The organism is Pseudomonas sp. R1-43-08 (assembly GCF_003852255.1).
GTDB lineage: Bacteria > Pseudomonadota > Gammaproteobacteria > Pseudomonadales > Pseudomonadaceae > Aquipseudomonas.
Window position 1 is genome coordinate 4,417,471 of sequence record NZ_CP027734.1, and the last position, 24,987, is coordinate 4,442,457.

22 protein-coding genes are annotated in these 24,987 nt (G+C 62.2%); 13 read left to right on the forward strand and 9 right to left on the reverse strand.

Features of this window, described 5'->3' with window-relative positions:
• Positions 1–13: 13 nt before the first annotated feature.
• From C4J87_RS20280 to C4J87_RS20305, 6 genes are read left to right on the forward strand one after another with little or no spacing between them, the layout of a single operon-like run.
• Positions 14–706, forward strand: a complete 693-nt coding sequence (locus tag C4J87_RS20280; RefSeq protein WP_124368184.1) for an RDD family protein — start codon at positions 14–16, stop codon at positions 704–706.
• Positions 703–1,677 (forward strand): stage II sporulation protein M, encoded by a 975-nt coding sequence (locus C4J87_RS20285; RefSeq protein WP_124368185.1) that lies wholly within the window; start codon positions 703–705, stop codon positions 1,675–1,677. Before C4J87_RS20280 ends, C4J87_RS20285 begins: the two co-directional genes overlap by 4 nt.
• A complete protein-coding gene (locus C4J87_RS20290; RefSeq protein WP_124368186.1) occupies positions 1,664–3,196 on the forward strand; it encodes a DUF4129 domain-containing protein in 1,533 nt (510 codons plus the stop codon). Before C4J87_RS20285 ends, C4J87_RS20290 begins: the two co-directional genes overlap by 14 nt.
• On the forward strand, positions 3,193–4,350 hold the full coding sequence (locus C4J87_RS20295; protein WP_124368187.1) for a DUF4350 domain-containing protein: 1,158 nt from the start codon (positions 3,193–3,195) through the stop codon (positions 4,348–4,350). The genes C4J87_RS20290 and C4J87_RS20295 overlap by 4 nt, the downstream gene beginning before the upstream one ends.
• A complete protein-coding gene (locus C4J87_RS20300) occupies positions 4,347–5,345 on the forward strand; it encodes a MoxR family ATPase (protein WP_124368188.1) in 999 nt (332 codons plus the stop codon). The genes C4J87_RS20295 and C4J87_RS20300 overlap by 4 nt, the downstream gene beginning before the upstream one ends.
• Positions 5,346–5,352: 7 nt before the next feature.
• Positions 5,353–6,684, forward strand: coding sequence for a DUF58 domain-containing protein (locus tag C4J87_RS20305; RefSeq protein WP_124368189.1), 1,332 nt, complete (start codon positions 5,353–5,355; stop codon positions 6,682–6,684).
• A 58-nt stretch (positions 6,685–6,742) separates the two neighbouring features.
• Here the strand turns inward: C4J87_RS20305 and C4J87_RS20310 are convergent, their stop codons facing one another.
• Entirely contained in the window at positions 6,743–7,102 is a 360-nt protein-coding gene (locus C4J87_RS20310) for a PilZ domain-containing protein (RefSeq protein ID WP_124369016.1), read from the reverse strand.
• Between the two features lie 201 nt (positions 7,103–7,303).
• Entirely contained in the window at positions 7,304–7,678 is a 375-nt protein-coding gene (locus C4J87_RS20315) for a tol-pal system YbgF family protein (RefSeq protein ID WP_124364211.1), read from the reverse strand.
• A 174-nt stretch (positions 7,679–7,852) separates the two neighbouring features.
• Here C4J87_RS20315 and pyk point away from each other — a divergent pair, with 174 nt between their 5' ends.
• Positions 7,853–9,304: a pyruvate kinase gene (pyk, locus tag C4J87_RS20320; RefSeq protein WP_124368190.1), complete on the forward strand. Its 1,452-nt coding sequence runs from the start codon at positions 7,853–7,855 to the stop codon at positions 9,302–9,304.
• 196 nt (positions 9,305–9,500) lie between these two features.
• Here pyk and C4J87_RS20325 read toward each other — a convergent pair whose 3' ends face one another.
• Positions 9,501–10,433, reverse strand: coding sequence for an iron-sulfur-binding ferredoxin reductase (locus tag C4J87_RS20325; RefSeq protein ID WP_124368191.1), 933 nt, complete (start codon positions 10,431–10,433; stop codon positions 9,501–9,503).
• A 216-nt stretch (positions 10,434–10,649) separates the two neighbouring features.
• Between C4J87_RS20325 and C4J87_RS20330 the strand changes: the two genes are divergently transcribed.
• From C4J87_RS20330 to C4J87_RS20350, 5 genes are all read left to right on the forward strand, one after another.
• Positions 10,650–12,173, forward strand: a complete 1,524-nt coding sequence (locus C4J87_RS20330) for a fumarate hydratase (protein WP_124368192.1) — start codon at positions 10,650–10,652, stop codon at positions 12,171–12,173.
• A 92-nt stretch (positions 12,174–12,265) separates the two neighbouring features.
• Entirely contained in the window at positions 12,266–14,032 is a 1,767-nt protein-coding gene (locus C4J87_RS20335) for an ATP-binding protein (protein WP_124368193.1), read from the forward strand.
• Positions 14,026–15,351, forward strand: a complete 1,326-nt coding sequence (locus C4J87_RS20340; RefSeq protein ID WP_124368194.1) for a sigma-54 dependent transcriptional regulator — start codon at positions 14,026–14,028, stop codon at positions 15,349–15,351. The genes C4J87_RS20335 and C4J87_RS20340 overlap by 7 nt, the downstream gene beginning before the upstream one ends.
• Positions 15,352–15,555: 204 nt before the next feature.
• Positions 15,556–16,875: an MFS transporter gene (locus tag C4J87_RS20345; RefSeq protein ID WP_124368195.1), complete on the forward strand. Its 1,320-nt coding sequence runs from the start codon at positions 15,556–15,558 to the stop codon at positions 16,873–16,875.
• 152 nt (positions 16,876–17,027) lie between these two features.
• Complete coding sequence (locus tag C4J87_RS20350; RefSeq protein ID WP_124368196.1) at positions 17,028–17,660, forward strand: flavin reductase family protein; 633 nt, start codon at positions 17,028–17,030, stop codon at positions 17,658–17,660.
• A gap of 140 nt (positions 17,661–17,800) precedes the next feature.
• Here the strand turns inward: C4J87_RS20350 and C4J87_RS20355 are convergent, their stop codons facing one another.
• Both C4J87_RS20355 and C4J87_RS20360 read right to left on the reverse strand, forming a co-directional pair.
• A complete protein-coding gene (locus tag C4J87_RS20355) occupies positions 17,801–18,046 on the reverse strand; it encodes a hypothetical protein (RefSeq protein ID WP_124368197.1) in 246 nt (81 codons plus the stop codon).
• A gap of 43 nt (positions 18,047–18,089) precedes the next feature.
• Entirely contained in the window at positions 18,090–18,431 is a 342-nt protein-coding gene (locus tag C4J87_RS20360) for an antibiotic biosynthesis monooxygenase family protein (RefSeq protein ID WP_124368198.1), read from the reverse strand.
• 328 nt (positions 18,432–18,759) lie between these two features.
• On the opposite strand from C4J87_RS20360, the gene C4J87_RS20365 reads away from it, so the two are divergent.
• Positions 18,760–19,689 (forward strand): AraC family transcriptional regulator, encoded by a 930-nt coding sequence (locus C4J87_RS20365; RefSeq protein ID WP_124368199.1) that lies wholly within the window; start codon positions 18,760–18,762, stop codon positions 19,687–19,689.
• 123 nt (positions 19,690–19,812) lie between these two features.
• Here C4J87_RS20365 and C4J87_RS20370 read toward each other — a convergent pair whose 3' ends face one another.
• The 4 genes from C4J87_RS20370 to edd are packed head-to-tail and all read right to left on the reverse strand — an operon-like array spanning position 19,813 to position 24,820.
• The gene (locus tag C4J87_RS20370; RefSeq protein ID WP_124368200.1) at positions 19,813–21,282 is read right to left on the reverse strand and encodes an ATP-binding protein; all 1,470 of its coding nucleotides are present in this window, start codon (positions 21,280–21,282) and stop codon (positions 19,813–19,815) included.
• Positions 21,272–22,006, reverse strand: coding sequence for a response regulator (locus C4J87_RS20375; RefSeq protein WP_124368201.1), 735 nt, complete (start codon positions 22,004–22,006; stop codon positions 21,272–21,274). Before C4J87_RS20375 ends, C4J87_RS20370 begins: the two co-directional genes overlap by 11 nt.
• A 34-nt stretch (positions 22,007–22,040) precedes the next feature.
• Positions 22,041–22,997 carry a glucokinase gene (locus C4J87_RS20380; protein WP_124368202.1) on the reverse strand — a complete coding sequence of 319 codons (957 nt, stop codon included), beginning with the start codon at positions 22,995–22,997 and terminating at the stop codon, positions 22,041–22,043.
• On the reverse strand, positions 22,994–24,820 hold the full coding sequence (gene edd / locus C4J87_RS20385; RefSeq protein ID WP_124368203.1) for a phosphogluconate dehydratase: 1,827 nt from the start codon (positions 24,818–24,820) through the stop codon (positions 22,994–22,996). The genes C4J87_RS20380 and edd overlap by 4 nt, the downstream gene beginning before the upstream one ends.
• Positions 24,821–24,987 lie beyond the last annotated feature (167 nt).

Consider the following 24,987-nt stretch of genomic DNA (forward strand, 5'->3'; position numbering starts at 1 on the left):
GCCAAGGATCGCAATGCCAACAGCTCCTCTGGATACCTGCTACCAGATCGAGACCCCCGAGGGTATCGACCTGCCCTTGCGCCCTGCCGGCCTGCTGTCAAGGGCAGTGGCCTTTGCCTTCGACCTGCTCGTGCGCGGCGTGATCATGGGCGTCCTGCTGGTGCCCCTGGCGCTGCTTGGCAACCTCGGGCTCGGCTTGGGCTCCCTGCTGCTGTTCCTGGTCAGCTGGTGGTACATGGTGCTGTTCGAAGTGTTCAACCAGGGCTGCTCTCCCGGCAAGCAGGTCATGGGCCTGCGGGTGGTACAGGACGACGGCACCCCCATTGGCTGGTCGGCGTCGCTGATCCGCAACCTGCTGCGCTTTGTCGACATGCTGCCCTTCGGCTACTTCTTCGGTGCCATTACTTGCCTGCAACATCCCCACTTCAAGCGACTCGGCGACCTGGCAGCGGGTACGCTGGTGGTCTACCGCGATCAGGCGTCGGCCCGCCCGCGCATCCCTCAGGCAGCCGCCCTGCGCCTGCCCTTCGCACTGGAGCTGAGCGAACAGCGGGCCATACTCGGTTTCGCCGAACGCCAGGCTGAATTGTCTGCCGAGCGGGTCCATGAACTGGCTGCCATCCTCGCCGCGCCCTTGCAGGTGTCTCCGGCTCGCGCCGTGGAGCAACTCAACGGTGTGGCCCACGGTTTGTTGGGGCCGACATGAAGCAGAGCCTTTTTGAAAGCCGCCACCAGCAGCAATGGCAAACCTTCGCCGAACTGCTCAAACAGGTAGAGCAAGGCAAAGCCTGCGAGGCAACCGACTTCCCTTATCAATATCGACGCCTGTGCCAGCACCTGGCCCTGGCCCAGGCGCGCGGCTATAGCAGTTACCTAGTGGACCACCTGCAACAACTGGCGCTGCGCGGCCATCAACAACTGTATCGCCATCGCAGTCAAACGACAGCCAACGTACTGGCGTTCATCCTCGCCGGTTTTCCGCGCCTGGTACGCGAGCAATGGCGCTTCGTACTGATTTCCAGTCTGCTGTTCTTCGGCAGCCTGCTGGGCATAGCGTTATTGGTGTACCTGTTCCCCGACCTGATCTACAGCATCGTCAGCCCGCAACAAGTGGCCGAGATGCAAAGCATGTACGACCCCGCCGCCAGCCGCCTGGGGCGCGCGGCCGAACGGGCTTCCAGTGAAGACTGGATGATGTTTGGCTATTACGTGATGCACAACATCGGCATCGCCTTCCAGACCTTTGCCGCCGGCTTGCTGTTCGGCCTGGGCAGCGTGTTCTTTCTGGTATTCAACGGCTTGATCATCGGCGCGGTCTGCGGGCATCTCAGTGAAATCGGCTACGGCCAGACGTTCTGGTCGTTCGTGATCGGTCATGGCGCCTTCGAACTCAGCGCCATCGCACTGGCCGGTGCGGCAGGCCTGCAACTGGGTTGGTCGCTGATCGCTCCCGGGCCCCTGGCACGTAGCGAATCCCTGCGCCTGGCGGCCCGCAAAAGCGTGCAGATGCTGTGTGGGGTCATGCTATTGCTGCTGATCGCAGCGTTCATCGAAGCCTACTGGTCATCCACCACGAGCATTGCGCCCTGGATCAAATACCTCGTGGGCAGCGTACTTTGGCTGTTCGTGGCCGCCTATCTGATCTTCGCCGGCAGGACTCGCCATGCGCCTGACTGACTCCAGCGTGGTCATCCGCCCCCGCACCTCCTGGGAAGCCATGGACCTCGGCGTACTGATGGCCCGGGAACATCGTGTATTGCTGATGAGCAGTTGGGCGCTGGTCAGCCTGCCGGTGTTCGTGCTGCTCAGTGCGCTGCTGTGGCAGTACCCGTCCTACGCCATCTTCTTGTTCTGGTGGCTGAAGCCGGCCTTCGAGCGCTTGCCGCTGTACATTCTTTCCAAGGCGCTGTTTGGTGAGACGCCCAGTCTGAAACAGTCCGTTCGCCAGTGGCCGCGCCTGCTCAAGGGGCAACTGCTCGCCAGCCTCACCTGGCGCCGGCTGAGCCTGAGCCGCAGCTTCGTGATGCCCGTGAGCCAGCTTGAAGGCCTGGAGGGTCAAGCGCGTCAACAGCGCCTGGGCGTACTGCAACAGCGCAACGCGGGTGGCGCGCGCTGGCTGACGATCATCGGGGTGCACCTGGAAATCGGCCTGTGGTTCGGTTGCATGGCGCTGTTCTATCTATTCATCCCGGAACAGGTCGAACTGGATTGGGACTGGCAGCGGCTGGCATTGGCGACAGGCCCGCAGGGGCTATGGCTGGAACACCTGAGTAATGCCTTCTATGCGCTGATCCTGGTGTTCTGGGAACCCATCTACGTCGCCTGCGGTTTCAGCCTCTATCTCAACCGTCGCACCGTCCTGGAGGCTTGGGACCTGGAGCTGGTGTTCCGTCGGTTGCGCCAACGCCTGAGCAGTGTCGCGCCGCTGTTGCTGCTGGTCGTCGGGCTGACGCTGGCGCAACTGAGCCCAACGGCGATGGCGGATGAACCGGCTGATCCAAAGCCGCTCAGCACCCAGGCGGCCAGCCAATCGATCAAGGCATTACTGGAAAAACCGCCGTTCAAGAATCCGCAAACCGTCACCCGCTATCGTTTTGGCGAAGAAAAACCCGCCACTGACCCCAAAGTCCAGGGCGGCGACGGTAAGCTACCTGGCTGGCTCCAGCACTTGCTCGACAACCTCAACAGCAACACCTTCAAGCACGTGGCCCAAGGCCTGGAGATACTGCTATGGAGCTTGCTGATCGGCGGGCTGGCCTGGGTGGTTTGGCGCTACCGTGAATGGCTGCGCACGTTTGTCAGCCACAGGCGGCGACCTCGCCCCAACGCCGCAAAACCTGCGCCTGCCCAGTTGTTCGGGTTGGAGCTGGGGGTCGAGACGTTGCCCGACGACATCGCCAGCACCGCCGAACAGCTGTGGCCCACCCAACCGAGGCAAGCCCTTGGCCTGCTGTACCGCGGCCTGCTCAGCCGGCTGCTGCATGAGTTCAACCTGCCGCTCAAAAGTGCCGACACCGAGGGCCAGGTACTGGAGCGCGTCCATCAGTTGCAGCAACCGCAGTTGCTGGCATTCAGTCACGAGTTGACCCGGCACTGGCAAAACCTCGCCTATGGCCACCGGCTGCCTCCCGGCGCCGCCCAGCAAAAGCTCTGCAGCGACTGGCGCGCACTCTTCAGTGGCGGGGCCAGCCAATGAAGCGACCCTTACTGTGGATGGCACTGCTGCTGGCTTGCCTGTTGGGAGTGGGCGGTCTGTATGCCTGGCACAAGGCAATTCCCTATGGGGAGGTTGTGGATCACGGCCCGGCGCCGGACGCGCTGGCTAATCCTTACCTCGCGGCCGAGCATTTCCTGGGCCAGCAAGGTTTGACGGTAGCGCATGCCAACGGCCTAGAGCGGCTTGCCGACCTGCCTGCACCAGGCCATAGCCTGCTGTTGCTGGGAGAACGCGGCAACATGACCCCACGCCAGGTCGAACAGTTGCTGGCCTGGGCCAAAGCCGGGGGCCACCTGCTACTGGTGGCCGAGGCGTTATGGGATGAAGAAACCGGCAAAAGCGGCGACCTGCTGCTTGATCGTCTCGAGCTTCGCCAGGCCTTGAGTGATGACTTCGACGAGCCGGCGCCACCGCGCAAAAAGAGCGCGCCAGACCTCACCAAACTGTATGTCGACAATGAAACCAAGCCGGCCTATTTCAGTTTCGACACCGACTTCAACCTTATCGACCCCCGGCACCTGGCGCAGTTTTCAGCCAACAGCGCCAAGTCCAGCCACCTGATGCAACTGGACCTGGGGCTGGGCCGCGTCACGGTGATCACCGACAGCGACCTGTGGAAAACCCCGAGCATCGGCAAACACGACAACGCCTGGCTGCTGTGGTACTTGAACCAGGGTACCGACGTCACTTTGCTGTTCAACAGCGACGTGGACAACCTGCTTACCCTGCTGATCCGTTACTTCCCCCAGGCCCTTGTCGCGCTTGTTGCACTGATTGCCCTGGCACTCTGGCACGCCGGCATGCGCCAGGGCCCGATTCGGGCACCCGTGCCCAAGGCGCGTCGACAGCTGCAGGAGCATTTGCGCGCCAGCGCCGACTTCCTGCTACGCCGCAACGGCCAGGGCGCATTGCTGCAGGCCTTGCAGCACGACCTCCTGCGCACCGCCCGGCGACGCCACCCCGGCTTTGAACACCTCGACACGACGGAACAATGCCAGGTGCTGGCACTTCTGACGCGACAACCTTCCCCTATCATCAGCCAGGCACTCGGCGCACCTGCGCTGAAACGGCTGTCCAGCGCCGACTTCAGCCGACAGGTGGCGTGCCTGCAAACCCTCAGGAATGCCCTATGAGCGACTCTCCAATGGCCACAGCCCTGAACGCCGAAAAAAACGTTCAATACGCCAGCCAACAGGCCCAGGCCCTGCGCGTTGAATTGCGCAAGGCAGTCATTGGCCAGGACACGGTGATCGATGACGTGCTCACCGCGTTGATTGCCGGTGGCCATGTGTTGCTCGAGGGCGTACCCGGCCTCGGCAAAACGTTGCTGGTGCGTGCGCTGGCCCGTTGTTTTGGCGGTGATTTCGCCCGCATCCAGTTCACCCCGGACCTGATGCCCAGCGATGTCACCGGCCACGCGGTGTACGACCTGCAGACCGAACAGTTCAAGCTGCGCAAGGGGCCGTTATTCACTCACCTGCTGCTCGCCGACGAAATCAACCGCGCCCCGGCCAAAACCCAGGCGGCACTGCTCGAAGCCATGCAGGAGCGCCAGGTCACGCTGGAGGGCGAGGCATTGCCCATCGGCGAGCCGTTCATGGTGCTGGCCACCCAGAACCCCATCGAGCAGGAAGGCACCTACCCATTGCCCGAAGCCGAGCTGGACCGCTTCATGCTCAAGGTGCGCATGGACTATCCCGAGGCGCAACAGGAAGTGGATATGGTGCGCGAAGTGACCCGCTCGTCCAGGGCCGACATGCTCGATGTGCAACCTTTGCGCACCGTGCTGCAAGCCGAGGACGTGGTGCAGATGCAGCAGATTGCCAGCGGCATGCCTCTGGATGAACAGGTCCTCGACTATGCCGTGCGCCTGGCGCGGGCGACGCGCAGTTGGCCAGGCTTGACCATCGGTGCCGGTCCACGAGCGTCTATCGCCCTGGTTCGCGGCGCCCGTGCGCGGGCGCTGTTGCGCGGCGGCGAATTCGTGATCCCGGATGACGTCAAGGGTTGCGCCCTGGCGGTACTGCGTCACCGAGTGCGTCTTTCGCCGGAGCTGGATATCGATGGTTTGGAGGTGGACCAGGTGATCAAGCAGTTGCTCGACCAGATCGCGGCCCCCAGGCAGTAACGCCGGCATGAAACCGACCCGTCTGCTCCTGACCTGGCTGGGTGTTCTGCTGGCCCTCAATATTCTGCTGGGCGCGTCGGCGGCGTTGCAGTTCAAGGTGCCCGATACCTTGCACGCAATCGCCTGGGGCCTGCTGTTGGCCCTGCTGTTGCTGGCGATACTGGATGCCATGCGCTTGCGCCGCCGCCCTTCGGCCCGTATACAGCGGATGTTGCCCGGTAGCCTGGCGCTGGGGCGCTGGGGAGAAGTGCGCCTGTCACTGGAACACGATTATCCACAGCCGCTGACCGTGCTGGTGTTCGATCACGTGCCCGAAGGACTGGTAGTGGATAACCTGCCGCAATCCATCTCACTGCGCCCCGGTGAGCGCGGCGAGTTGGGCTATCGCGTGCGCCCCCTGCGACGTGGGCATTTCAATTTCAGCCGCTGCGAAATCCACTTGCCCAGCCCGTTGGGGCTGTGGTCGGCGCGACGCTGGATCGAAGCCTCGGATGCCACTCGCGTGTATCCGGACTTCGCGCGTTTATCCGGTGCCCGGTTGCAGGGTGTGGATAACTGGCTGAGCCAACTGGGCGTACGTCAGCACCAGCGGCGCGGACCAGGCCTGGAGTTTCATCAATTACGCGAATTTCGCGACGGTGACAGCCTGCGTCAGATCGACTGGAAAGCCACGGCACGCCAGCGCACGCCGATTGCCCGCGAGTATGAGGATGAGCGTGACCAGCAGATTGTATTCATGCTCGATTGCGGCCGACGCATGCGCAGCCAGGACGACGAGTTGTCCCACTTCGACCACGCGCTGGATGCCTGCCTGTTGCTGAGTTATGTCGCCTTGCGCCAAGGCGATGCAGTCGGGCTCTGTACCTTTGCCAGCGATCAGCCGCGTTACCTGGCGCCGGTCAAGGGCAGCGGCCAATTGAACGTCTTGCTCAATGCAGTCTATGACCTGGAAAGCACACGCCAGACCGCTGACTATGAGGCCGCCGCCAGCCAATTGCTGGCTCGGCAAAAACGCCGCGCCTTGGTGATCGTGGTGACCAACCTGCGTGATGAAGACGACGAAGCATTGATGGGTGCCATCAAGCGGATCGGTCGACACCATCGGGTACTGGTCGCCAGTCTGCGAGAGGAAGTACTCGACCAACTGCGCCAGGCCCCGGTACAAACCCTACCCGAAGCACTGGCTTACAGCGGCGCGGTTGACTACCTCAACATGCGCAACCAGCTGCATGATCGCCTGGGCGCTCATGGGTTGTCGGTGTTGGATAGCCTGCCGTCAGAGTTGGGCGCCGCGTTGGTGACACGTTACCTGCGCTGGAAAAAAGCCGGAGTGTTCTGACGGCAAGCGCACGGCCACGGTAGGCACAGGCCCCCCATGGCCGACTGCACATGAATAATCAGACAGGGGCCTGCTGAGGGTCGAAACTGAAGTAATGCAACAAGGCGCTGATCAGCTGTGCGTATTCTTCGCACGCCTGACGCACGCGGAACCCCGAGTCGTAATGCTGCGGGTTGACATCTTCACGGCTCCACAAACAGGTCGCGGTAAGGTCAACCGCCTGGAACTCGCCGTCCGGCCCTGGAATCTTCAGGCGCAGCTCAAAATCTGCGCCGATCATCATTGGCAACTGACTGATCAGCATCAGCCCTTCTTCAGAGACGTCGCCCAGATAGCCGATTGGCTTGTCCGTAAGCCGATTGAACACCTGCAGGAAATAAGGTAGCTGATGCCGTTCGATCCGTCGTTCGATAAACATGGTGAGGTCGCCATCCAATAAAGCCAGTGATTCGGAACAAGCCCATCGCTCTCCCTGGATATCGGTGTGACAAGAAATCGTTGCCACGAGACAGCTGCCGAATCCGGGCATTACATTCTTTTGAACAGAAAGTTGTACAAACATCTATTCAAAGAATAACCCAAGACTGGAAAGAGGCCAGTTATGAAGCGACGAATACCATCATAAAGACGCCGGCCGTGGTTGCGCCGCGGTCACGCCAGAGAAATGCCCCAGCTGGCGCAGGGTATCGAGCCGGGCTTGGGCTCGGTAAGCGTACTCGCTTGATGGGTATTGGCTGATGATGAATTGGTAGGTTTGCGCAGCATCGACGAACAGTTTCTGGCGCTCCAGGCACTGCCCGCGCAACATCGAAACCTCGGGCTGCACATAACGGCGGGTGCGGCTCTCCCGGTCTACCTGGGATAATTCCAGGGTGACCCGTGCGCAGTCACCCACCCCATAGGCGCGGTAAGCGTTGTTCAAATGATGGTCCATCGACCAGCGGGTGCAGCCGACAACACTGACGGCCAGGGCAGCAACGAGCAAAATTCGCATGGGGGTTCTCCTGTCTTGTGCAGTGTATCGACCTATCGCCCAAAATCTTCAAGGGCGTTCACCTTTGCACCGCAGCAAAAACAAGCCGATCGTCGATAAGTAGTGCAAACGAACAATGACTACAACGAAAGAGCATAGTAGCCTTCCCCAGCGCTTGAACTCAGGAGTCTGTGCATGTCCGTCCGTCGTACCAAAATCGTCGCCACCCTTGGCCCGGCCAGCAACTCGCCGGAAGTCCTCGAACAGCTGATTCTGGCTGGTTTGGACGTTGCCCGTCTGAACTTCTCCCACGGCACCCCGGACGAGCACAAGGCTCGCGCCAAGCTGGTGCGGGACCTGGCTGCCAAACACGGCCGCTTCGTGGCGTTGCTGGGTGACCTGCAAGGCCCGAAGATCCGTATCGCCAAATTCGCCAACAAGCGGATCGAGCTGAAGATCGGTGACAAATTCACCTTCTCCACCAGCCATCCGTTGACCGAAGGCACCCAGGACGTCGTAGGCATCGACTACCCGGATCTGGTCAAGGACTGCGGCGTCGGCGACGAACTGCTGCTGGACGACGGTCGCGTGGTAATGCGCGTCGACACCGCTACCCCGACCGAACTGCATTGCACCGTGATCATCGGCGGCCCGCTGTCCGACCACAAAGGCATCAACCGTCGCGGCGGTGGCCTGACGGCACCAGCCCTGACTGAAAAAGACAAGGCAGACATCAAGCTCGCCGCCGAAATGGAAGTGGACTACCTCGCCGTGTCCTTCCCGCGCGACGCCGCCGACATGGAATACGCACGTAAACTGCGCGACGAAGCCGGTGGTACCGCCTGGCTGGTGGCCAAGATCGAACGTGCCGAAGCCGTGGCTGATGACGAAACCCTGGATGGCCTGATCAAGGCTTCCGACGCCGTCATGGTTGCCCGTGGCGACCTGGGCGTGGAAATCGGCGATGCCGAGCTGATCGGTATCCAGAAGAAGATCATCCTGCACGCACGCCGCCACAACAAAGCGGTGATCGTTGCGACCCAGATGATGGAGTCGATGATCCAGAACCCGATGCCGACCCGCGCCGAAGTGTCCGACGTGGCCAACGCCGTGCTCGACTACACCGACGCCGTGATGCTCTCGGCTGAAAGTGCCGCTGGCCCGTATCCGCTGGAGGCCGTCCAGGCCATGGCGCGTATCTGCGTCGGTGCTGAAAAGCACCCCACCAGCAAGACCTCCAGCCACCGCATCGGCAAGGTCTTCGAAAGCTGCGACCAGAGCATCGCGTTGGCCGCCATGTACACCGCCAACCACTTCCCGGGCGTTAAGGCGATCATCGCCTTGACCGAAAGTGGCTATACGCCGTTGATCATGTCGCGCATCCGCTCGTCGGTGCCGATCTACGCGTTCACCCCCCACCGCGAAGCCCAGGCCCGTGCGGCGCTGTTCCGTGGCGTCTATACCATTCCGTTCGATCCGGCTTCGCTGGCCCCGAACGAAGTCAGCCAGAAAGCTATCGACGAGTTGGTCAAGCGCGGCGTCGTCGAGAAAGGTGACTGGGTCATCCTGACCAAGGGCGACAGCTACCACACCACCGGCGGCACCAATGGCATGAAGATCCTGCACGTGGGCGACCCGCAGTACTGAGTGACACGCTGAAAAACATGTGGGAGGGGGCTTGCTCCCGATAGCGGTGTATCAGTCAGTTTATGTGTGACTGATCCACCGCTATCGGGAGCAAGCCCCCTCCCACATTTGAACGTGCACCTTTCAAACAACTCGGTCGACTGTGGCCTGCAATGGCGTCAGTCAAGGCGAATCTCGCGGCGGTAGGATTCAGTACTCAACCACGAGGCAGGAACACATCGGCCAGCAGTTGATTGCGCGGCAGTCCTGCCAGAAACAAGCGCTTGGAAAGGGCTTCGACGCTGTCAGGATGCCCGCAGACCAAGGCCAGCGTTTGCCTCGAAATAAGCCGCAGCTGCCCCAATGCCTGGGCCAACTCATCTGCGGTCCACAACTCCACCGTAAGGTTCTGATGCTGCGCGGCCAGCGCCGTCAGGGGTTCGGCCAGGTAGTGAGCCTGGGCATCATGAGCCAGGTGAATGACGCGGATGGCACCTTGGTGATCCTGGCGCAACGCTTCACGCAACACCCCCCACAACGGACCCAGCCCAGTGCCGGAGGCCAGCAGCCAAAGCGGCCGGGCTTGCCAGTCGGGATCATACTGCAGCGCCCCGCCCCGTAACTCACCCAGGTTTAAAGCATCGCCGATCTTGAAGTGGCGAGCGGCATCACTGAATGCCCCGGGTTGACGGCAATCGATATGAAACTCCAGGTACGGGTCCTGCTGGGGCAAACTCGCCAGGGAATACGGACGTGCCACCTGCCCTGCCCACAACACCAGATGCTGCCCGGCGCGGTATCGCAGGCCACGCTCGGGTTGAAGGCGCAGGCGCAGCACCGTCGGACTCAGCCAATCGGCGCCCACCACCTGCGCCGCCATGCCGTCGCGCAGCGGGTCAAAGGCTTCGACCCGAAGGTCGCCGACCACCCGACACTGGCACGCCAGGCGCCAGCCGTCCTGGCGTTGCGCCGGGCTCAACGCCTGAGGTTGCTTGTCTTCAACCTCGCCCTGGCAACGCACCAGGCAGGCATGGCAACTTCCGGCGCGGCAACTGAAGGGCACAGCCACCCCCGCCTGGTTCAAGGCGTCCAGCAGGTTGCTGCCGGTAGTCACCGGCCAATGGCGTTCGCCGACGTACAGTTCAGGCATACAAGGACTCAATCACAAGGGGCGCGCACAGGGAATCATGCCTGCGACAGTTTGACCATAGTCGGGTGTATCAGCCACCGTGCCGGGTTATACTGCCGCGCCTTTTTAGCGTCGCGCCTGCACCAGTGGCGTGCCTTGGAAAGGTGGTTTCAGCCGACCGATGCACCCTCACTGAAGCCACCTTATTGAATGTTCCCTTATAGAGGAGCGCGACTCATGACCGTGATCAAGCAAGACGACCTGATTCAGAGCGTTGCCGACGCCCTGCAATTCATTTCCTACTACCACCCCGTTGATTTCATCCAGGCGATGCACGAGGCCTATCTGCGCGAAGAATCGCCGGCCGCCCGTGACTCCATCGCCCAGATCCTGATCAACTCGCGCATGTGCGCCACCGGCCATCGGCCAATCTGCCAGGATACCGGTATCGTGACCGTGTTCGTGCGCGTGGGCATGGATGTACATTGGGATGGCGCCACCATGGGCCTGGACGACATGATCAACGAAGGCGTGCGTCGCGCCTACAACCTGCCGGAAAACGTCCTGCGCGCTTCCATCCTTGCCGACCCGGCGGGCGCGCGCAAGAACACCAAGGACAACACCCCGGCGGTGATCCACTACTCCATCGTCCCGGGTAACACCGTGGAAGTGGACGTGGCCGCCAAGGGCGGTGGTTCCGAGAACAAGTCGAAAATGGCCATGCTCAACCCGTCCGACTCAATCGTCGACTGGGTGCTCAAGACCGTTCCGACCATGGGCGCCGGCTGGTGCCCACCGGGCATGCTCGGCATCGGCATCGGCGGCACCGCCGAGAAAGCTGCGGTGATGGCCAAGGAAGTGTTGATGGAATCCATCGACATCCACGAGCTGAAAAAGCGCGGCCCGCAGAACCGCATCGAAGAGATGCGCCTGGAGCTGTTCGAAAAGGTCAACCAACTGGGCATCGGCGCCCAGGGCCTGGGTGGCCTGACCACCGTGCTCGACGTAAAGATCATGGACTACCCGACCCACGCCGCGTCCTTGCCGGTGTGCATGATCCCCAACTGCGCCGCCACCCGCCACGCGCACTTCGTGCTTGACGGTTCGGGCCCGGCGTCGCTGGAAGCGCCACCGCTGGACGCCTACCCGGAAATCGTCTGGGAAGCCGGCCCATCGGCCCGTCGCGTCAACCTCGATACGCTGACACCCGAAGAAGTGCAGAGCTGGAAACCGGGCGAAACGGTGTTGCTCAACGGCAAGATGCTCACGGGTCGCGACGCGGCGCACAAGCGCATGGTCGAGATGCTGAACAAGGGCGAAACTCTGCCGGTGGACCTCAAGGGCCGTTTCATCTACTACGTCGGCCCGGTTGATCCGGTGCGCGAAGAAGTGGTTGGCCCGGCGGGCCCGACCACTGCGACGCGGATGGACAAGTTCACCCGTCAGATCCTCGAGCAAACCGGCCTGCTGGGCATGATCGGCAAATCCGAGCGCGGCCCGACCGCTATCGAAGCGATCAAGGACCACAAGGCCGTGTACCTGATGGCCGTGGGCGGCGCCGCTTACCTGGTGGCGCAGGCCATCAAGAAATCGCGCGTCGTCGCTTTCGCCGAACTGGGCATGGAAGCGATCTACGAGTTCGACGTGAAGGACATGCCGGTCACCGTTGCGGTGGACAGCAAGGGCGAATCCGTACACATCACCGGTCCTGCGATCTGGCAGAAGAAGATCAGTGAAAGCCTGGCGGTGGAAGTCCAATAAGTAAAGGTGGGAGGGGGCCTTGCTCCCTCCCACACAAGATCCGGGCAGCTCATGCTATGGTGCTCGCCCCCACTGCGCCTGTTCATCCTCGTATGATCGCAATCCCTCGCCCCCTGCGCCTGACCTTCTATTCCCTGCTGATCGTCGCCGGTGCGCTGCTGGCTGCGGCGCTGGCCACGCGCCATGCCGAGCGCCAGGCCTTGGTGGACGACGCCGCCCGTGCCAATCAACAGCTGGCGCTGTATGCCAACTCGCTGCACACCCTGATCGAACGCTACCGTGCCCTGCCCGCCGTGCTGGCGCTGGACTCGGAGATGATCAACGCCTTGAAAGGCCCGCTGGACGCCACCACCCAGGACCTGCTCAACCGCAAGCTGGAACGCATCAATGGCGCCGCCCAGTCTTCCACCCTCGAATTGATGGACCGCACCGGCCTGGCCGTGGCCGCCAGCAACTGGAACCTGCCCAGCAGCTATGTGGGGCACAACTACGCGTTTCGGCCGTATTTCAGCCAGACCCTGAGCCAGGGCACCGGGCGCTTTTACGCGGTGGGGGTGACCACCGGCATACCGGGTTACTTTCTTTCCAGCGCCGTGGTCGACGAACACGAGCAGTTTCTCGGCGCCATGGTGGTCAAGCTCGAATTCCCTGAGCTTGAGCGTGAATGGGCCCAGGGTAACGACCTGTTGCTGGTCAGCGACGCGCGCGGGATCGTGTTCATCGCCAACCAGCCGGGCTGGCGCTACCGCAACCTGCGTGCGCTGTCGGCCAGCGACCTGGCCGAACTCAAGGCCACCCGCCAATACGACAAGAAACACCTGCAGCCGCTGGAGACCAGCACCTTGCAGCGCTTCGGCGACAACAGCCACCTGATGCGCGTCAACGGCCCCGACGGCAACGCCAACTACATCTGGGAATCGCTGCCGCTCAAAGCCGAAGGCTGGACCCTGCACCTGCTGCGCAAACCTCAGTTCCCGTTTGAAGACCAACGCAACGCCGGCCTGGCCGCCGCCGGCTCCTGGCTGGCATTGGTGTTCCTCGTGCTGTTCTTGAGCCAACGCTGGCGCCTGGCGCGCCTGCGTCAACGCAGCCGTGAAGAGCTTGAGCAATTGGTCGAGGAACGCACCCAGGCCCTGCGCACCGCCCAGGATGGCCTGGTGCAGTCGGCCAAGCTGGCGGCACTGGGGCAGATGTCCGCTGCCCTCGCCCATGAAATCAACCAACCGCTGACCGCCCAGCGCATGCAATTGGCGACCCTGCGGCTGTTGCTCGACCACGGCCGCGTGGACGATGCCTACAAGGCACTCACACCGCTGGATGACATGCTCACCCGCATGGCCGCGCTGACGGGCCATCTCAAGACCTTCGCGCGTAAAAGCCCCAGCGGCCTGCGCGAACGCCTGGACCTGGCCACCGTGGTCGATCAATCCCTGCACCTGCTCGACGCACGCTTGCGCGATGAAGCCATCGGCGTGGTGCTGGACCTGACCCGCCCGGCCTGGGTACGCGGCGACGCGATCCGCCTGGAGCAGGTGCTGATCAACCTGCTGCGCAACGCCCTGGATGCCATGGCCGACAAGCCGCGCAAACGCCTGGAAATCCGCCTGCACGCCGACCAGCAGCTCTGGCAGTTGAGCGTCAGCGACAGCGGCGGCGGGATTGCCGAAGAACACTTGAATAACGTATTCGACCCCTTCTTCACCACCAAGCCGGTGGGTGACGGGCTCGGCTTGGGGCTGGCGGTGTCCTACGCTATCGTGCATGAACTGGGCGGACGCCTGATCGCCGGCAACCGGGGCGACGGCGCGATATTTACCCTGACCTTGCCTGTCGCGCTGGAGACGCCCGACCTATGTTGAACGCGGTGATTGTGGTGGATGACGAAGCCAGCATTCGTACGGCCGTCGAACAATGGTTGAGCCTGTCCGGGTTTGCGGTGCAGTTGTTCAGCCGTGCCGAGGAATGCCTGGCGCAGTTGCCCAGGGACTTCCCCGGCGTGATCCTGAGCGACGTGCGCATGCCCGGCCTCAGCGGCCTGGAGCTGCTGGCCGAAGTGCAGCGGCGCGATGTCGACTTGCCGGTCATCCTGCTCACTGGCCATGGCGACGTGCCGATGGCCGTCGAAGCCATGCGCGACGGCGCCTACGACTTCCTGGAAAAACCCTTCAGCCCGGATGCGCTGCTCAATAGCCTGCGCCGTGCATTGGATAAACGCGGGCTGATCCTGGAAAACCGCCGCCTGCATCGCCAAGCCGATCATCGCGCCCAGCTGGAGTCCAGTCTGCTCGGCGTATCCAAGAGCCTGCAAACCCTGCGACGCCAAGTGCTGGACCTGGCGACGCTGCCGGTCAATGTGTTGATCCGCGGCGAGACCGGCAGCGGCAAAGAGCTGGTTGCGCGCTGCCTGCATGATTTCGGCCCGCGAGCGAAAAAGCCGTTTGTCGCGCTCAACTGCGCAGCGATCCCCGAGCAGCTGTTCGAAGCCGAGCTGTTCGGCCATGAAAGCGGCGCATTCACCGGCGCCCAGGGCAAGCGGATCGGCAAGTTGGAATACGCCCACGGCGGCACGCTGTTCCTCGATGAAATCGAAAGCATGCCCTTGGCCCAGCAGGTAAAACTGCTGCGCGTGCTGCAAGAACAGAAGCTGGAGCGCCTGGGTTCCAATCAGAGCATTCATGTGGATTTGCGCATCATCGCGGCCACCAAGCCGGACCTGTTGGAAGAGGCCCGCGCCGGGCGCTTTCGCGAAGACCTGGCGTATCGTCTCAACGTCGCGCAACTGCGCCTGCCGCCGCTGCGCGAGCGCCGCGAAGACATTCCGCTGCTGTATGAGCATTTTGCCCAGGACGCCGCCCAGCGCCTGGGCCGCAGCGCCGAGCCGCTGAGCGGCCCCGCGCTGGGACGCCTGCTCAGTCATGACTGGCCAGGCAACGTACGCGAACTGGCCAACGCGGCCGAACGCCAGGTGCTGGGGCTTGGCGAGCCGGAACCGGAGGGCATCGAGGCCGGGCAATCCTTGGCGGCGCAGCAGGAAGCCTTCGAGGCGCATTGCCTGAAAGCTGCCCTGACCCGGCATAAAGGCGATATCAAGGCGGTGCTGGCCGAACTGCAACTGCCGCGCCGGACTCTCAATGAAAAGATGCAGCGGCATGGGTTGGCAAGGGAGATGTTTCTCTAGCGGCCTTCCGATCGCCATCGGGGGCAAGCTGCCATAAGCGGATTTCCGCTCATCACTCCAAAACCATCAGCAACTTTCCGCTCAAAAAAACCTTGAAACCCTTCTATTCCGGGCCTTCCTCTACCTGGCACAGCTTCTGCTACAGCCCAAGCCAGGCAGTGCTCAGGCACGCTCCATAAAAACAACTAGATGAAGGATCCTTCAATGGATAACTCCAACACCTTGCCTCTGGGGTCGGCGGCTGCGCCGGCAAAAGAACGCACAACCTCCAGCCGGATCAGATCGATCTTCAGCGGCTCCGTCGGCAACATGGTCGAGTGGTACGACTGGTACGTCTACGCCGCTTTCTCGTTGTACTTCGCCAAAGCCTTCTTTCCCAAAGGCGACACCACCGCCCAATTGCTCAATACCGCCGCGATCTTCGCCGTGGGCTTTTTGATGCGCCCGATCGGCGGCTGGCTGATGGGCCTGTACGCCGACAAGGTCGGGCGCAAGAAAGCCCTGATGGCCTCGGTCTACCTGATGTGCTTCGGCTCACTGTTGATTGCCCTGAGCCCAGGCTATGAAATTATCGGTATCGGTGCGCCCATCCTGCTGGTGTTTGCCCGCCTGCTGCAGGGGCTGTCGGTCGGTGGCGAATACGGCACCTCCGCCACTTACCTCAGCGAGATGGCGACCAAGGAGCGCCGTGGTTTCTATTCCAGCTTCCAGTACGTCACCCTGATCTCGGGCCAGCTCATCGCCCTGGCGGTGCTGATCGTGCTGCAGCAAGTGCTGACCACCGAGCAACTGTATGCCTGGGGCTGGCGCATCCCGTTCGCCATCGGCGCGCTTTGCGCAGTGGTTGCGCTGTACCTGCGGCGCGGCATGGAAGAAACCGAGTCGTTCACCAAGAAGGAAAAAGCCAAGGAAAGCGCGATGCGCACCTTGATGCGCCACCCCAAGGAACTGCTCACCGTGGTCGGCCTGACTATGGGCGGCACCCTGGCGTTCTACACCTACACCACCTACATGCAGAAATACCTGGTGAACACCGTCGGCATGAGCATCTCCGACTCCACCACCATCTCGGCGGCGACGCTGTTTCTGTTCATGTGCCTGCAACCCCTGGTGGGCGGCCTGTCGGACAAGATTGGCCGTCGGCCGATCCTGATCGCCTTCGGCATCCTTGGTACTCTGTTCACGGTGCCGATCCTCACCACCCTGCACACCATCCAGAGCTGGTGGGGCGCGTTCTTCCTGATCATGGCGGCGCTGATCATCGTCAGCGGCTATACCTCGATCAACGCAGTGGTAAAAGCCGAGCTGTTCCCGACTGAAATCCGCGCCCTGGGCGTAGGCCTGCCGTATGCCCTCACCGTGTCGATCTTCGGCGGCACCGCTGAATACATCGCGCTGTGGTTCAAGAGCATCGGCATGGAAACCGGCTATTACTGGTATGTGACTGCGTGTATCGCGGTGTCGTTGGTGGTCTATGTGACCATGAAGGACACACGCAAACACTCGCGCATCACCACCGACTAACTGGATGATGAGATAAAACCTGTGGGAGGGGGCTTGCTCCCGATGGCGGTGGGTCAATCAATATATTACTGACTGACACCCTGCTATCGGGAGCAAGCCCCCTCCCACATTGGGTATGATGTTTGCCCCGAAACCGAGAGCAGAACTGGCCCATGTCCGACGATATCCACTTCTACGAACCCGCCAACGGCCACGGCCTGCCCCATGACCCGTTCAATGCCATCGTCGGCCCACGCCCGATCGGCTGGATCTCATCCCACGACCGCGAGGGCCGCCTGAACCTGGCGCCCTACAGCTTCTTCAATGCGTTCAACTACATTCCGCCGATCATTGGATTTTCCAGCGTGGGGCGCAAAGACAGCCTGAACAATATCGAGCAGACCGGCGAGTTTGTGTGGAACCTGGCGACCCGCCCACTGGCCGAGCAGATGAACCAGAGTTGCGCGGCCGTTTCGCCAGAGGTGAATGAATTCGAGTTGTCTGGCCTGACGCCGGTGTCGTCGAAAGTCGTCGGCGTACCGCGAGTGGGCGAGAGCCCGGTGTCGTTCGAATGCAAGGTGACGCAGATTATCCAGCTGCAACGCGCCGACCAGCAGTTGGTACCCAGCTGGCTGGTGCTGGGCGAAGTGGTTGCGGTGCACATCGCCAAATGGCTGCTCAAGGACGGGATCTACGACACCGCCGCCGCCGAGCCGATTTTGCGCGGTGGCGGCCCGGCGGATTATTTCCAGCTGGGGCCGGAGGCGCTGTTCAAGTTGTACCGCCCAGGCGCCACCAAAGCCTGACTAACATACAGTCAAACTGTGGGAGGGGCGGTGCGACGATTCGACTTGCTCCCGATTGCGGTGTGTCGGTCAACTAATGTGTAGCTGATACACCGCTATCGGGAGCAAGCCCCATCCCACATTTGGATCGTCGGTGGTCTTTAGTTGGAGGCAGTTGCCCAGGCGAGTTGACCGTCTGCGTCCACGTCGACCAAGTGTTCAAGCTGCACCGCCGCCGCATCATCGGCGTCGGAAGCCGTCTTGAACGTCTGCCCATCGAGAATCTTGTGAAAACGCGGTGCGCCCATGCCGTCCAGTGCCTTGACGGCGACGGCGGCGCTGTAGCCGCCCTCTTCCGGTACTACGGCGGAAACGGCTTCGTGGCGGGCAAATTGTTTACGTGCCATGTTTGAACGTCCTGGCCAATGAAAAGTCGGCCATTCTAACGTTCTAGCCGGCCAGTTGCAGGTACTCGCCGTAGGCTTTGACGGCGGATGCATCGGTGAAGGTCTGGAAGTCCATGCTGCGCACGACCATGTCGTTCAGCAACTCGGTGAAGATCATCAGGGCCGGGGAATTGAAGTAGGCGCTCATCGCCTGCTCGCTGCTCCAGAAGCCCGAGATCAGCCATACATCGGGGTCGGTCTGGGAATGCTGCACGGTAAATTGCAGGCAACCCTGGGCCTGTCGGCCCGGTTCGATCAAACTGCTCAAGCGTGCACCGAGTTCGGTGCTGTACCCGGTACGGGCACGGACAAAGGCCATATGGCTCGCGGGAATGGGGGTGGACATGTTCGACTCTCCCGTTGAGAAGTGATGCTCGGCAAGCACTGTGAGGGCGTGTTGCCACAGGATCAAAGATAGCGGCGCCGGTGTGGGCACGGTTAGTCAATTCCTGCAGGCTTATTGCACAATCCTGCGAGAAGCGTAGGCAGGACGTTCCAGCGCTGGATTTATTCCAGCCCCGAACGGCATATTTCAGGGAGATGACAGCCGCCTTGCTTGCCTGATTCACGCTAAGCCGCAGGATCAGGCAAGGATTGTGCAGAATCGACGTAACACTTTTTGAATACCCACCACTAAGCTGAGCACCATTCAACCAGTGTGTAGAGGACGCCCCATGTCGTCGCCCGACCTCAAGTCCATGCCCCTCGATGCCGAGATGGAAAAGCAGCGTGCCGAACTGGCCAGCATCGTGCACCGCCATACCTGGGAAGATGGCTCCTACGGCACGGCGATCACTTCGCTGTACCTGAACCGCCACAACACGCCGCGTGACTTCATGCCGGTGCTGGTGGAGCCGGCACTGTGCATCCTCGCCAGTGGCAGCAAGGAAGTACGCCTGGCCGACGAAATCTTCGCCTACGACCCGCTCAATTATTTGGTGTTCTCGGTGGCCATGCCGGTGTCCGGGCGGATAATCGACGCCACCCCCGAAGACCCCAACCTGTCGGTGCGCATCAATATCGACCCGGCCCAGCTCACCGCACTGATCGCCGAGGCCGGCCCGATGGGCGTGCCGTCGCGTCCGACTTCCCGAGGCATGTACGTCGACCGCATCGACCATCAGTTGCTTGATGCCGTGCTACGCCTGACCCGCCTGCTGGATACGCCCAAAGATATCGCGATGCTCGCCCCGCTGATCAACCGCGAAATTCTCTACCGTTTGTTGCGCGGGCCCCAAGGCTATCGCCTGTATGAAATTGCCGTGGCCAACAGCCAGAGCCACCGGGTGAGCCAGGCGATCAAGTGGTTGAACGGCAACTACGAACAGCCGCTGCGAATCGATGACCTGGCGCGGGAAGTGAACCTGAGCGTCTCGACCCTGCACCACCGTTTCAAGGCGATCACCGCCATGAGCCCGTTGCAATACCAGAAACAACTGCGCTTGCAGGAAGCTCGGCGGCTGATGATTGCCGAAGGGCTGGAGGCCTCGGCGGCGGGGTATCGGGTGGGATATGAAAGCCCGTCGCAGTTCAGCCGGGAGTACAGCCGGTTGTTTGGCGCGCCGCCTTTGCGGGACCTGGCCCGGTTACGCCAAAGCATCTGATGCAATGAAGATCAAAATGTGGGAGGGGGCTTGCTCCCGATGGCGGTGTATCAGCTACACATCAGCTGACTGACACACTGCTATCGGGAGCAAGCCCCCTCCCACATTGGGTCCTGCGTATGTTCAGTCGAGGCCGCGGGGCAGCTGGAGGGTCACCCGCAATCCACCCTCGCGCAAATTCTGCAAACTCACCTCACCGCCATGGCTATGGGCGATATTGCGTGCAATCCCCAACCCCAGCCCATAGCCCTGCTGCTGCCCGGCCAGGCGAAAGTGCGGTTCGAACACCTGCTCCAACCGCTGCTCCGGCACGCCGGGGCCTTCGTCGTCCACATGCAGGACGAACTCGGCGCCATCGTCCTCGATGTGCAAATGCGCGTTCTGCCCGTATTTCAGCGCATTGTCGATCAGGTTGCCGATGCAGCGCTTGAGCGCCAGCGGCTTGCCCGGATAGGTGGTCAGGGCCTGCCCATGCTGGGTCACTCGCCCATTGCCGTTGGGCGCAAGGTAGGGTTCCACCAGGCATTCGAGCACGTGGTTGAGGTCCACCGGCTGGATGTTCTCGTGAATATCGGTGTCTTTCACACATTGCAACGCGCCTTTGACCAGCAATTCCAGCTCATCCAGGTCGCGGCCGAATTTGGCTTGCAGGTTTTCGTCTTCGAGCAATTCCACGCGCAGGCGCAGGCGTGTGATGGGTGTGCGCAAGTCATGGGAAATCGCGCTGAACAACTGGCTGCGCTCAGTCAGGTAACGGCTGATGCGCTCACGCATGGCGTTGAACGCACGGCCGACTTCCACCACTTCACTGCCGCCGCCTTCGGCCACCGGCTCAACATCCGCCCCCAGGGACATGTCCCGCGCCGCCCGCGCCAGGCGCTTGAGCGGGCGGCTCTGCCAATGCACCAGCAGGCCGATGAACAGCAGCAGGAAACCGCTGGTCAATACGATAAACCACACTTGCTGGGCCGGCAGGCCTTGTTCTTCAAGGCTGGTGTAGGGTTCTGGCAGCAGCGAGGCGATGTACAACCATTCACCGGGAGCGAGCTGGATCTGGGTGACCAGCACCGGCGGGTTGACCGGCTCCAGGGTCAACGCGTAGTGAGCCCAGGAGCGCGGCAGTTCGTCGAGCTTAAGCCCGGCATTGAAGATGCGCAGGTCTTCGGCGCTGACGAATTCCACCGAGATATGCACATCGGCGCCGAGGGTCTGGCGCAGCACGTCGTCTACGGCCACCAGCACCGCCTGCTTGCGCGGGGTTTCGGGTAATACCTGCATATCCAGCGGGCGATCGTTGAGGGTCACCACAAAACGCGTGCCGCCCATGCTGCGCAACTGGTCGAGCACCAGCGGGCGATAGGCCACTGGTAATGAACGGAAGTAACTCACGCTGGCGGTCATCGAATGCGCCAGGCTACGGGCAGCCGTCACCAGGCCTTCGAGCTGGGTAGCGCGCAGTTGCGACACCCAGATCACGCTGGATAACGCCTGGGCAAACAGCACCGCCAACAGGGTCAGCAGTAACATCCGCCCCAGCAGCGAACGCGGTACCGGGATCCGCCGGCGTAGTTCACGCAGGCGTTCAGTGGGCATTGCCGGCAACCACGCTGGCTGCCAGTTGATAGCCGCTGCCGCGCACGGTGCGGATCAGCCGGGGTGGTTTTTCGGTATCGCGCAGACGTTGGCGCAGGCGGCTGACGGCCATGTCGACAATGCGGTCCAGCGGCATCAGGTCGCGGCCCCGGGTAGCGTTGCCGATGGTGTCGCGGTCGAGGATCTGTTGCGGATGGTCGAGAAACAACTTGAGCAAGGCAAAGTCGGCGCCGGAGAGGATCACCTCTTCGCCGTCCACGTGAAACAGGCGATGGCTGATCATATCCAGGCGCCATTCATCGAACGCCAACACCTCGCCGCCACTGCTGCGCTCCTGGCCGAACTGGCAGCGCCGCAGCAGCGCCTTGATCCGCGCCTGCAGCTCGCGGGGGCTGAACGGCTTGCCGATATAGTCATCGGCGCCCAGTTCCAGGCCGATCACGCGGTCGGCTTCGTCGGAACTGGCGGTGAGCATGATGATCGGCACCTGCGCCTGGCGCGGGTGCTGGCGGATCCAGCGGCAAAGACTGAAACCGTCTTCATCGGGCAACATCACGTCCAGGATGACCAGGTCGCACGGCGCCTCGTTCATCGCCTGGCGGAACCCCGCGCCATCGGCCACGCCACGGACCTGGAAGCCGGCGCGACTGAGGTAGGTTTGCAGCAATTCGCGGATTTCCTGGTCGTCGTCGACGAGGAGAATCGATTTACTGATTACGCTCACGGGGTCCTCCTTGTTGTTATGAAGCCGTCACAGCCTAAGCAAATGCCTGCTCAAGCGCCACACCCGCACCGGTCAAGCCGGAATACGGCGCGGTCACCAGCCACACCGGGATGCCCTTGAAGTAGTCACTCATGCAGCCTTTGTCGGCAAAGCTCCTGGCGAAACCGCTGCGGATAAAGAAGTCGGCAAACCTCGGTATCACCCCGCCCACGATATACACACCGCCACGCCCGCCCGTGGTCAGCACATTGTTGCCGGCCACTCGGCCCAGCCAGATGCAGAACTGGTCGAGCACTTCCAGCGCCACCGGATCGCCCGCCAGGCCCGCCGCCGTGATGGCCTCGGGCGTGTGCAGCACCGGGGTGTGCCCGTCCACCGCACAAATCGCCCGGTACAGGCGCGGCAAACCGCCACCGCTCAACGCGGTTTCAGCGCTGACGTGGCCGATCTCGCTGTAGATGTGTTGCCACAACTGGGTTTCACGCGGGCTGCTCAGGGGCAGGTCGACATGGCCACCCTCCCCCGGCAACGCCGCCCAACGGCCTGCGCCGAGGTCCAGCAAGGTACCGACGCCCAGGCCGGTGCCCGGGCCGATCACCACGGCCGGGCGCAACGGCTCCGGGGTACCTTCGCACACCACGCGAAATTCATCGGGCTGCAAGCGGGTCATGCCCAGGGCCATGGCCGAGAAATCGTTGACCAGCAGCAATTCGTCTACCTGCAACGCCTGGCAGAAAGCCGTCTTGCTCAAGCGCCAGTGATTGTTGGTGAACTTGAATTCATCGCCGCTCACCGGGCCGGCCACCGACAGGCACACCGCGCCAATGTCACCCAGCGCCAGGCCTACCTCCCTGAGATAGACCTTGATGGCCTCCTCAGGGCTGGCGTGATCCACCGTGGCCTGCACGCGGATCGAATGCAGTGCCTGATCCCGCCACAACGCAAAACGGGCGTTGGTACCCCCGATGTCACCGACCAGCGCTAACTTCACTTAAGCGTCTCCAAGGCACAGGTAAAGGCGCTGGCGCCTTGCTCTGCGGAGCTTGCGGCCAAGCGCATGAATGCAAACAACTCGCGACCGGCGCCCACGTTATTGCCCAACAGGCCCGTGGCCGGCGTGCGCGCGGCAAATTCTTCGGCGTCCACCTTAAGCTCCAGGGTGCCGGTAACGCCATCGACGCGAATGATATCGCCATCCTGGACCCGCGCCAGCGGCCCGCCGCTCTGGGCTTCGGGGTTGACGTGGATCGCGGCGGGAATCTTACCCGAGGCGCCGGACATACGCCCGTCTGTCACCAGGGCGACTTTGAACCCACGGTCCTGCAACACGCCAAGGAACGGCGTCATTTTGTGCAATTCGGGCATGCCGTTGGAGCGCGGGCCCTGGAAGCGCATCACCGCGACAAAGTCTTTTTCCAGCTGGCCCGCCTTGAAGGCGTCGGCCAGGTCCTGTTGATCCTGGAACACCACCGCCGGCGCTTCGACCACTTGGTGCTCCGGCGCTACTGCCGAGACTTTCATCACGCCACGGCCGAGGTTGCCTTCCATCACCCGCAGGCCGCCTTCGGGCGAAAACGCACGGGCCACGGGGCGCAGGATGGTTTCATCGAGGCTTTCGATGGGGCCGTCGCGCCAGATCAGTTCGCCGTCGACCAGGAACGGTTCCTGGGTGTAACGGCTCAAGCCCCTGCCCGCCACGGTGTTGACGTCTTCGTGCAGCAGGCCGGCTTCGAGCAGTTCGCGGATCAGGAACGACATGCCGCCCGCCGCCTGGAAGTGGTTGATGTCAGCCTTGCCGTTCGGGTACACGTGCGACAGGGTCGGCACCACTTCGGAGAGGTCGGCCATGTCCTGCCAGGTCAGGATGATGCCCGCCGACATGGCGATGGCCGGCATGTGCAGGGTGTGGTTGGTGGACCCGCCCGTGGCGTTGAGGGCGACGATGGAGTTGACGAGTGACTTCTCGTCGACGATCTCGCCGATCGGCGTGAAATTACCGTTGGCCTTGGTCAGGCGTGTGACCTGGTGCGCGGCCTCGCGGGTGAGTGCATCGCGCAGCGGCGTATACGGGTTGACGAACGAGGCGCCCGGCAGGTGCAAGCCCATCACTTCCATCAACAGTTGGTTGGTGTTGGCGGTGCCATAAAAGGTGCAGGTGCCGGGGCTGTGGTAGGACTTCATTTCCGATTCCAGCAGCTCTTCGCGGGTGGCCTTGCCTTCGGCGTAGCGCTGGCGCACATCGGCTTTCTGCTTGTTGGAGATGCCCGACGGCATCGGCCCGCCGGGCACGAAGATCATCGGCAGGTGGCCGTAGCGCAGCGCGCCCATCATCAGGCCGGGGACGATCTTGTCGCAGATGCCCAGCATCAGCGCGGCGTCGAACATGTTATGGGACAGCGCTACCGCCGTGGACATGGCGATCACTTCACGGCTGAGCAGGCTCAGCTCCATGCCCGGCTCGCCTTGGGTCACGCCATCGCACATGGCGGGCGTGCCGCCGGCGAACTGGCCGACCGAGCCGACTTCGCGCAGGGCTTTCTTGATTTGTTCAGGGAAATGTTCGTACGGCTGATGCGCCGAGAGCATGTCGTTATACGAAGAAACAATTGCCACATTGGCGGCATTCATCATGCGCAGGCTGTTTTTGTCTTCGGTGCCGCAACCGGCCACGCCATGGGCGAAGTTGGCGCACTGCAGCTTGCCGCGCATCGGACCGTCGCTGGCTGCGCCGCGAATGAGCGCAAGGTAAGCCTCGCGGGTGGCGCGGCTGCGGGCGATAAGCCGTTCGGTGACCTCAAGGACGCGGGGATGCATGTATAGAACTCCAGGCTAACGGATGTGGCGACCTGAGTGTCTATGCTGATCAAACGCCCGCAGCGCATGGATGGCAGGCAGTCGTTTGGATCATCGGACCAGTTGATTCAGGTCACTCGTTGTAGATTGAACAAAATATTGCCACTAAAAAGGCTTGTTTTCTATTT

Bases quoted from the DNA above. Each gene is read 5' to 3' on its own strand.
- pyk (WP_124368190.1), top strand. From the start codon at position 7,853: ATGTCCGTCCGTCGTACCAAAATCGTCGCCACCCTTGGCCCGGCCAGC.
- C4J87_RS20330 (WP_124368192.1), top strand. From the start codon at position 10,650: ATGACCGTGATCAAGCAAGACGACCTGATTCAGAGCGTTGCCGACGCC.
- C4J87_RS20355 (WP_124368197.1), bottom strand. From the start codon at position 18,046: ATGGCACGTAAACAATTTGCCCGCCACGAAGCCGTTTCCGCCGTAGTA.
- C4J87_RS20295 (WP_124368187.1), top strand. From the start codon at position 3,193: ATGAAGCGACCCTTACTGTGGATGGCACTGCTGCTGGCTTGCCTGTTG.
- C4J87_RS20350 (WP_124368196.1), top strand. From the start codon at position 17,028: ATGTCCGACGATATCCACTTCTACGAACCCGCCAACGGCCACGGCCTG.
- C4J87_RS20315 (WP_124364211.1), bottom strand. From the start codon at position 7,678: ATGCGAATTTTGCTCGTTGCTGCCCTGGCCGTCAGTGTTGTCGGCTGC.
- C4J87_RS20370 (WP_124368200.1), bottom strand. From the start codon at position 21,282: ATGCCCACTGAACGCCTGCGTGAACTACGCCGGCGGATCCCGGTACCG.
- C4J87_RS20305 (WP_124368189.1), top strand. From the start codon at position 5,353: ATGAAACCGACCCGTCTGCTCCTGACCTGGCTGGGTGTTCTGCTGGCC.
- C4J87_RS20340 (WP_124368194.1), top strand. From the start codon at position 14,026: ATGTTGAACGCGGTGATTGTGGTGGATGACGAAGCCAGCATTCGTACG.
- C4J87_RS20300 (WP_124368188.1), top strand. From the start codon at position 4,347: ATGAGCGACTCTCCAATGGCCACAGCCCTGAACGCCGAAAAAAACGTT.
- C4J87_RS20345 (WP_124368195.1), top strand. From the start codon at position 15,556: ATGGATAACTCCAACACCTTGCCTCTGGGGTCGGCGGCTGCGCCGGCA.
- C4J87_RS20310 (WP_124369016.1), bottom strand. From the start codon at position 7,102: ATGTTTATCGAACGACGGATCGAACGGCATCAGCTACCTTATTTCCTG.
- C4J87_RS20365 (WP_124368199.1), top strand. From the start codon at position 18,760: ATGTCGTCGCCCGACCTCAAGTCCATGCCCCTCGATGCCGAGATGGAA.
- C4J87_RS20280 (WP_124368184.1), top strand. From the start codon at position 14: ATGCCAACAGCTCCTCTGGATACCTGCTACCAGATCGAGACCCCCGAG.
- C4J87_RS20290 (WP_124368186.1), top strand. From the start codon at position 1,664: ATGCGCCTGACTGACTCCAGCGTGGTCATCCGCCCCCGCACCTCCTGG.
- C4J87_RS20335 (WP_124368193.1), top strand. From the start codon at position 12,266: ATGATCGCAATCCCTCGCCCCCTGCGCCTGACCTTCTATTCCCTGCTG.
- C4J87_RS20360 (WP_124368198.1), bottom strand. From the start codon at position 18,431: ATGTCCACCCCCATTCCCGCGAGCCATATGGCCTTTGTCCGTGCCCGT.
- edd (WP_124368203.1), bottom strand. From the start codon at position 24,820: ATGCATCCCCGCGTCCTTGAGGTCACCGAACGGCTTATCGCCCGCAGC.
- C4J87_RS20285 (WP_124368185.1), top strand. From the start codon at position 703: ATGAAGCAGAGCCTTTTTGAAAGCCGCCACCAGCAGCAATGGCAAACC.
- C4J87_RS20325 (WP_124368191.1), bottom strand. From the start codon at position 10,433: ATGCCTGAACTGTACGTCGGCGAACGCCATTGGCCGGTGACTACCGGC.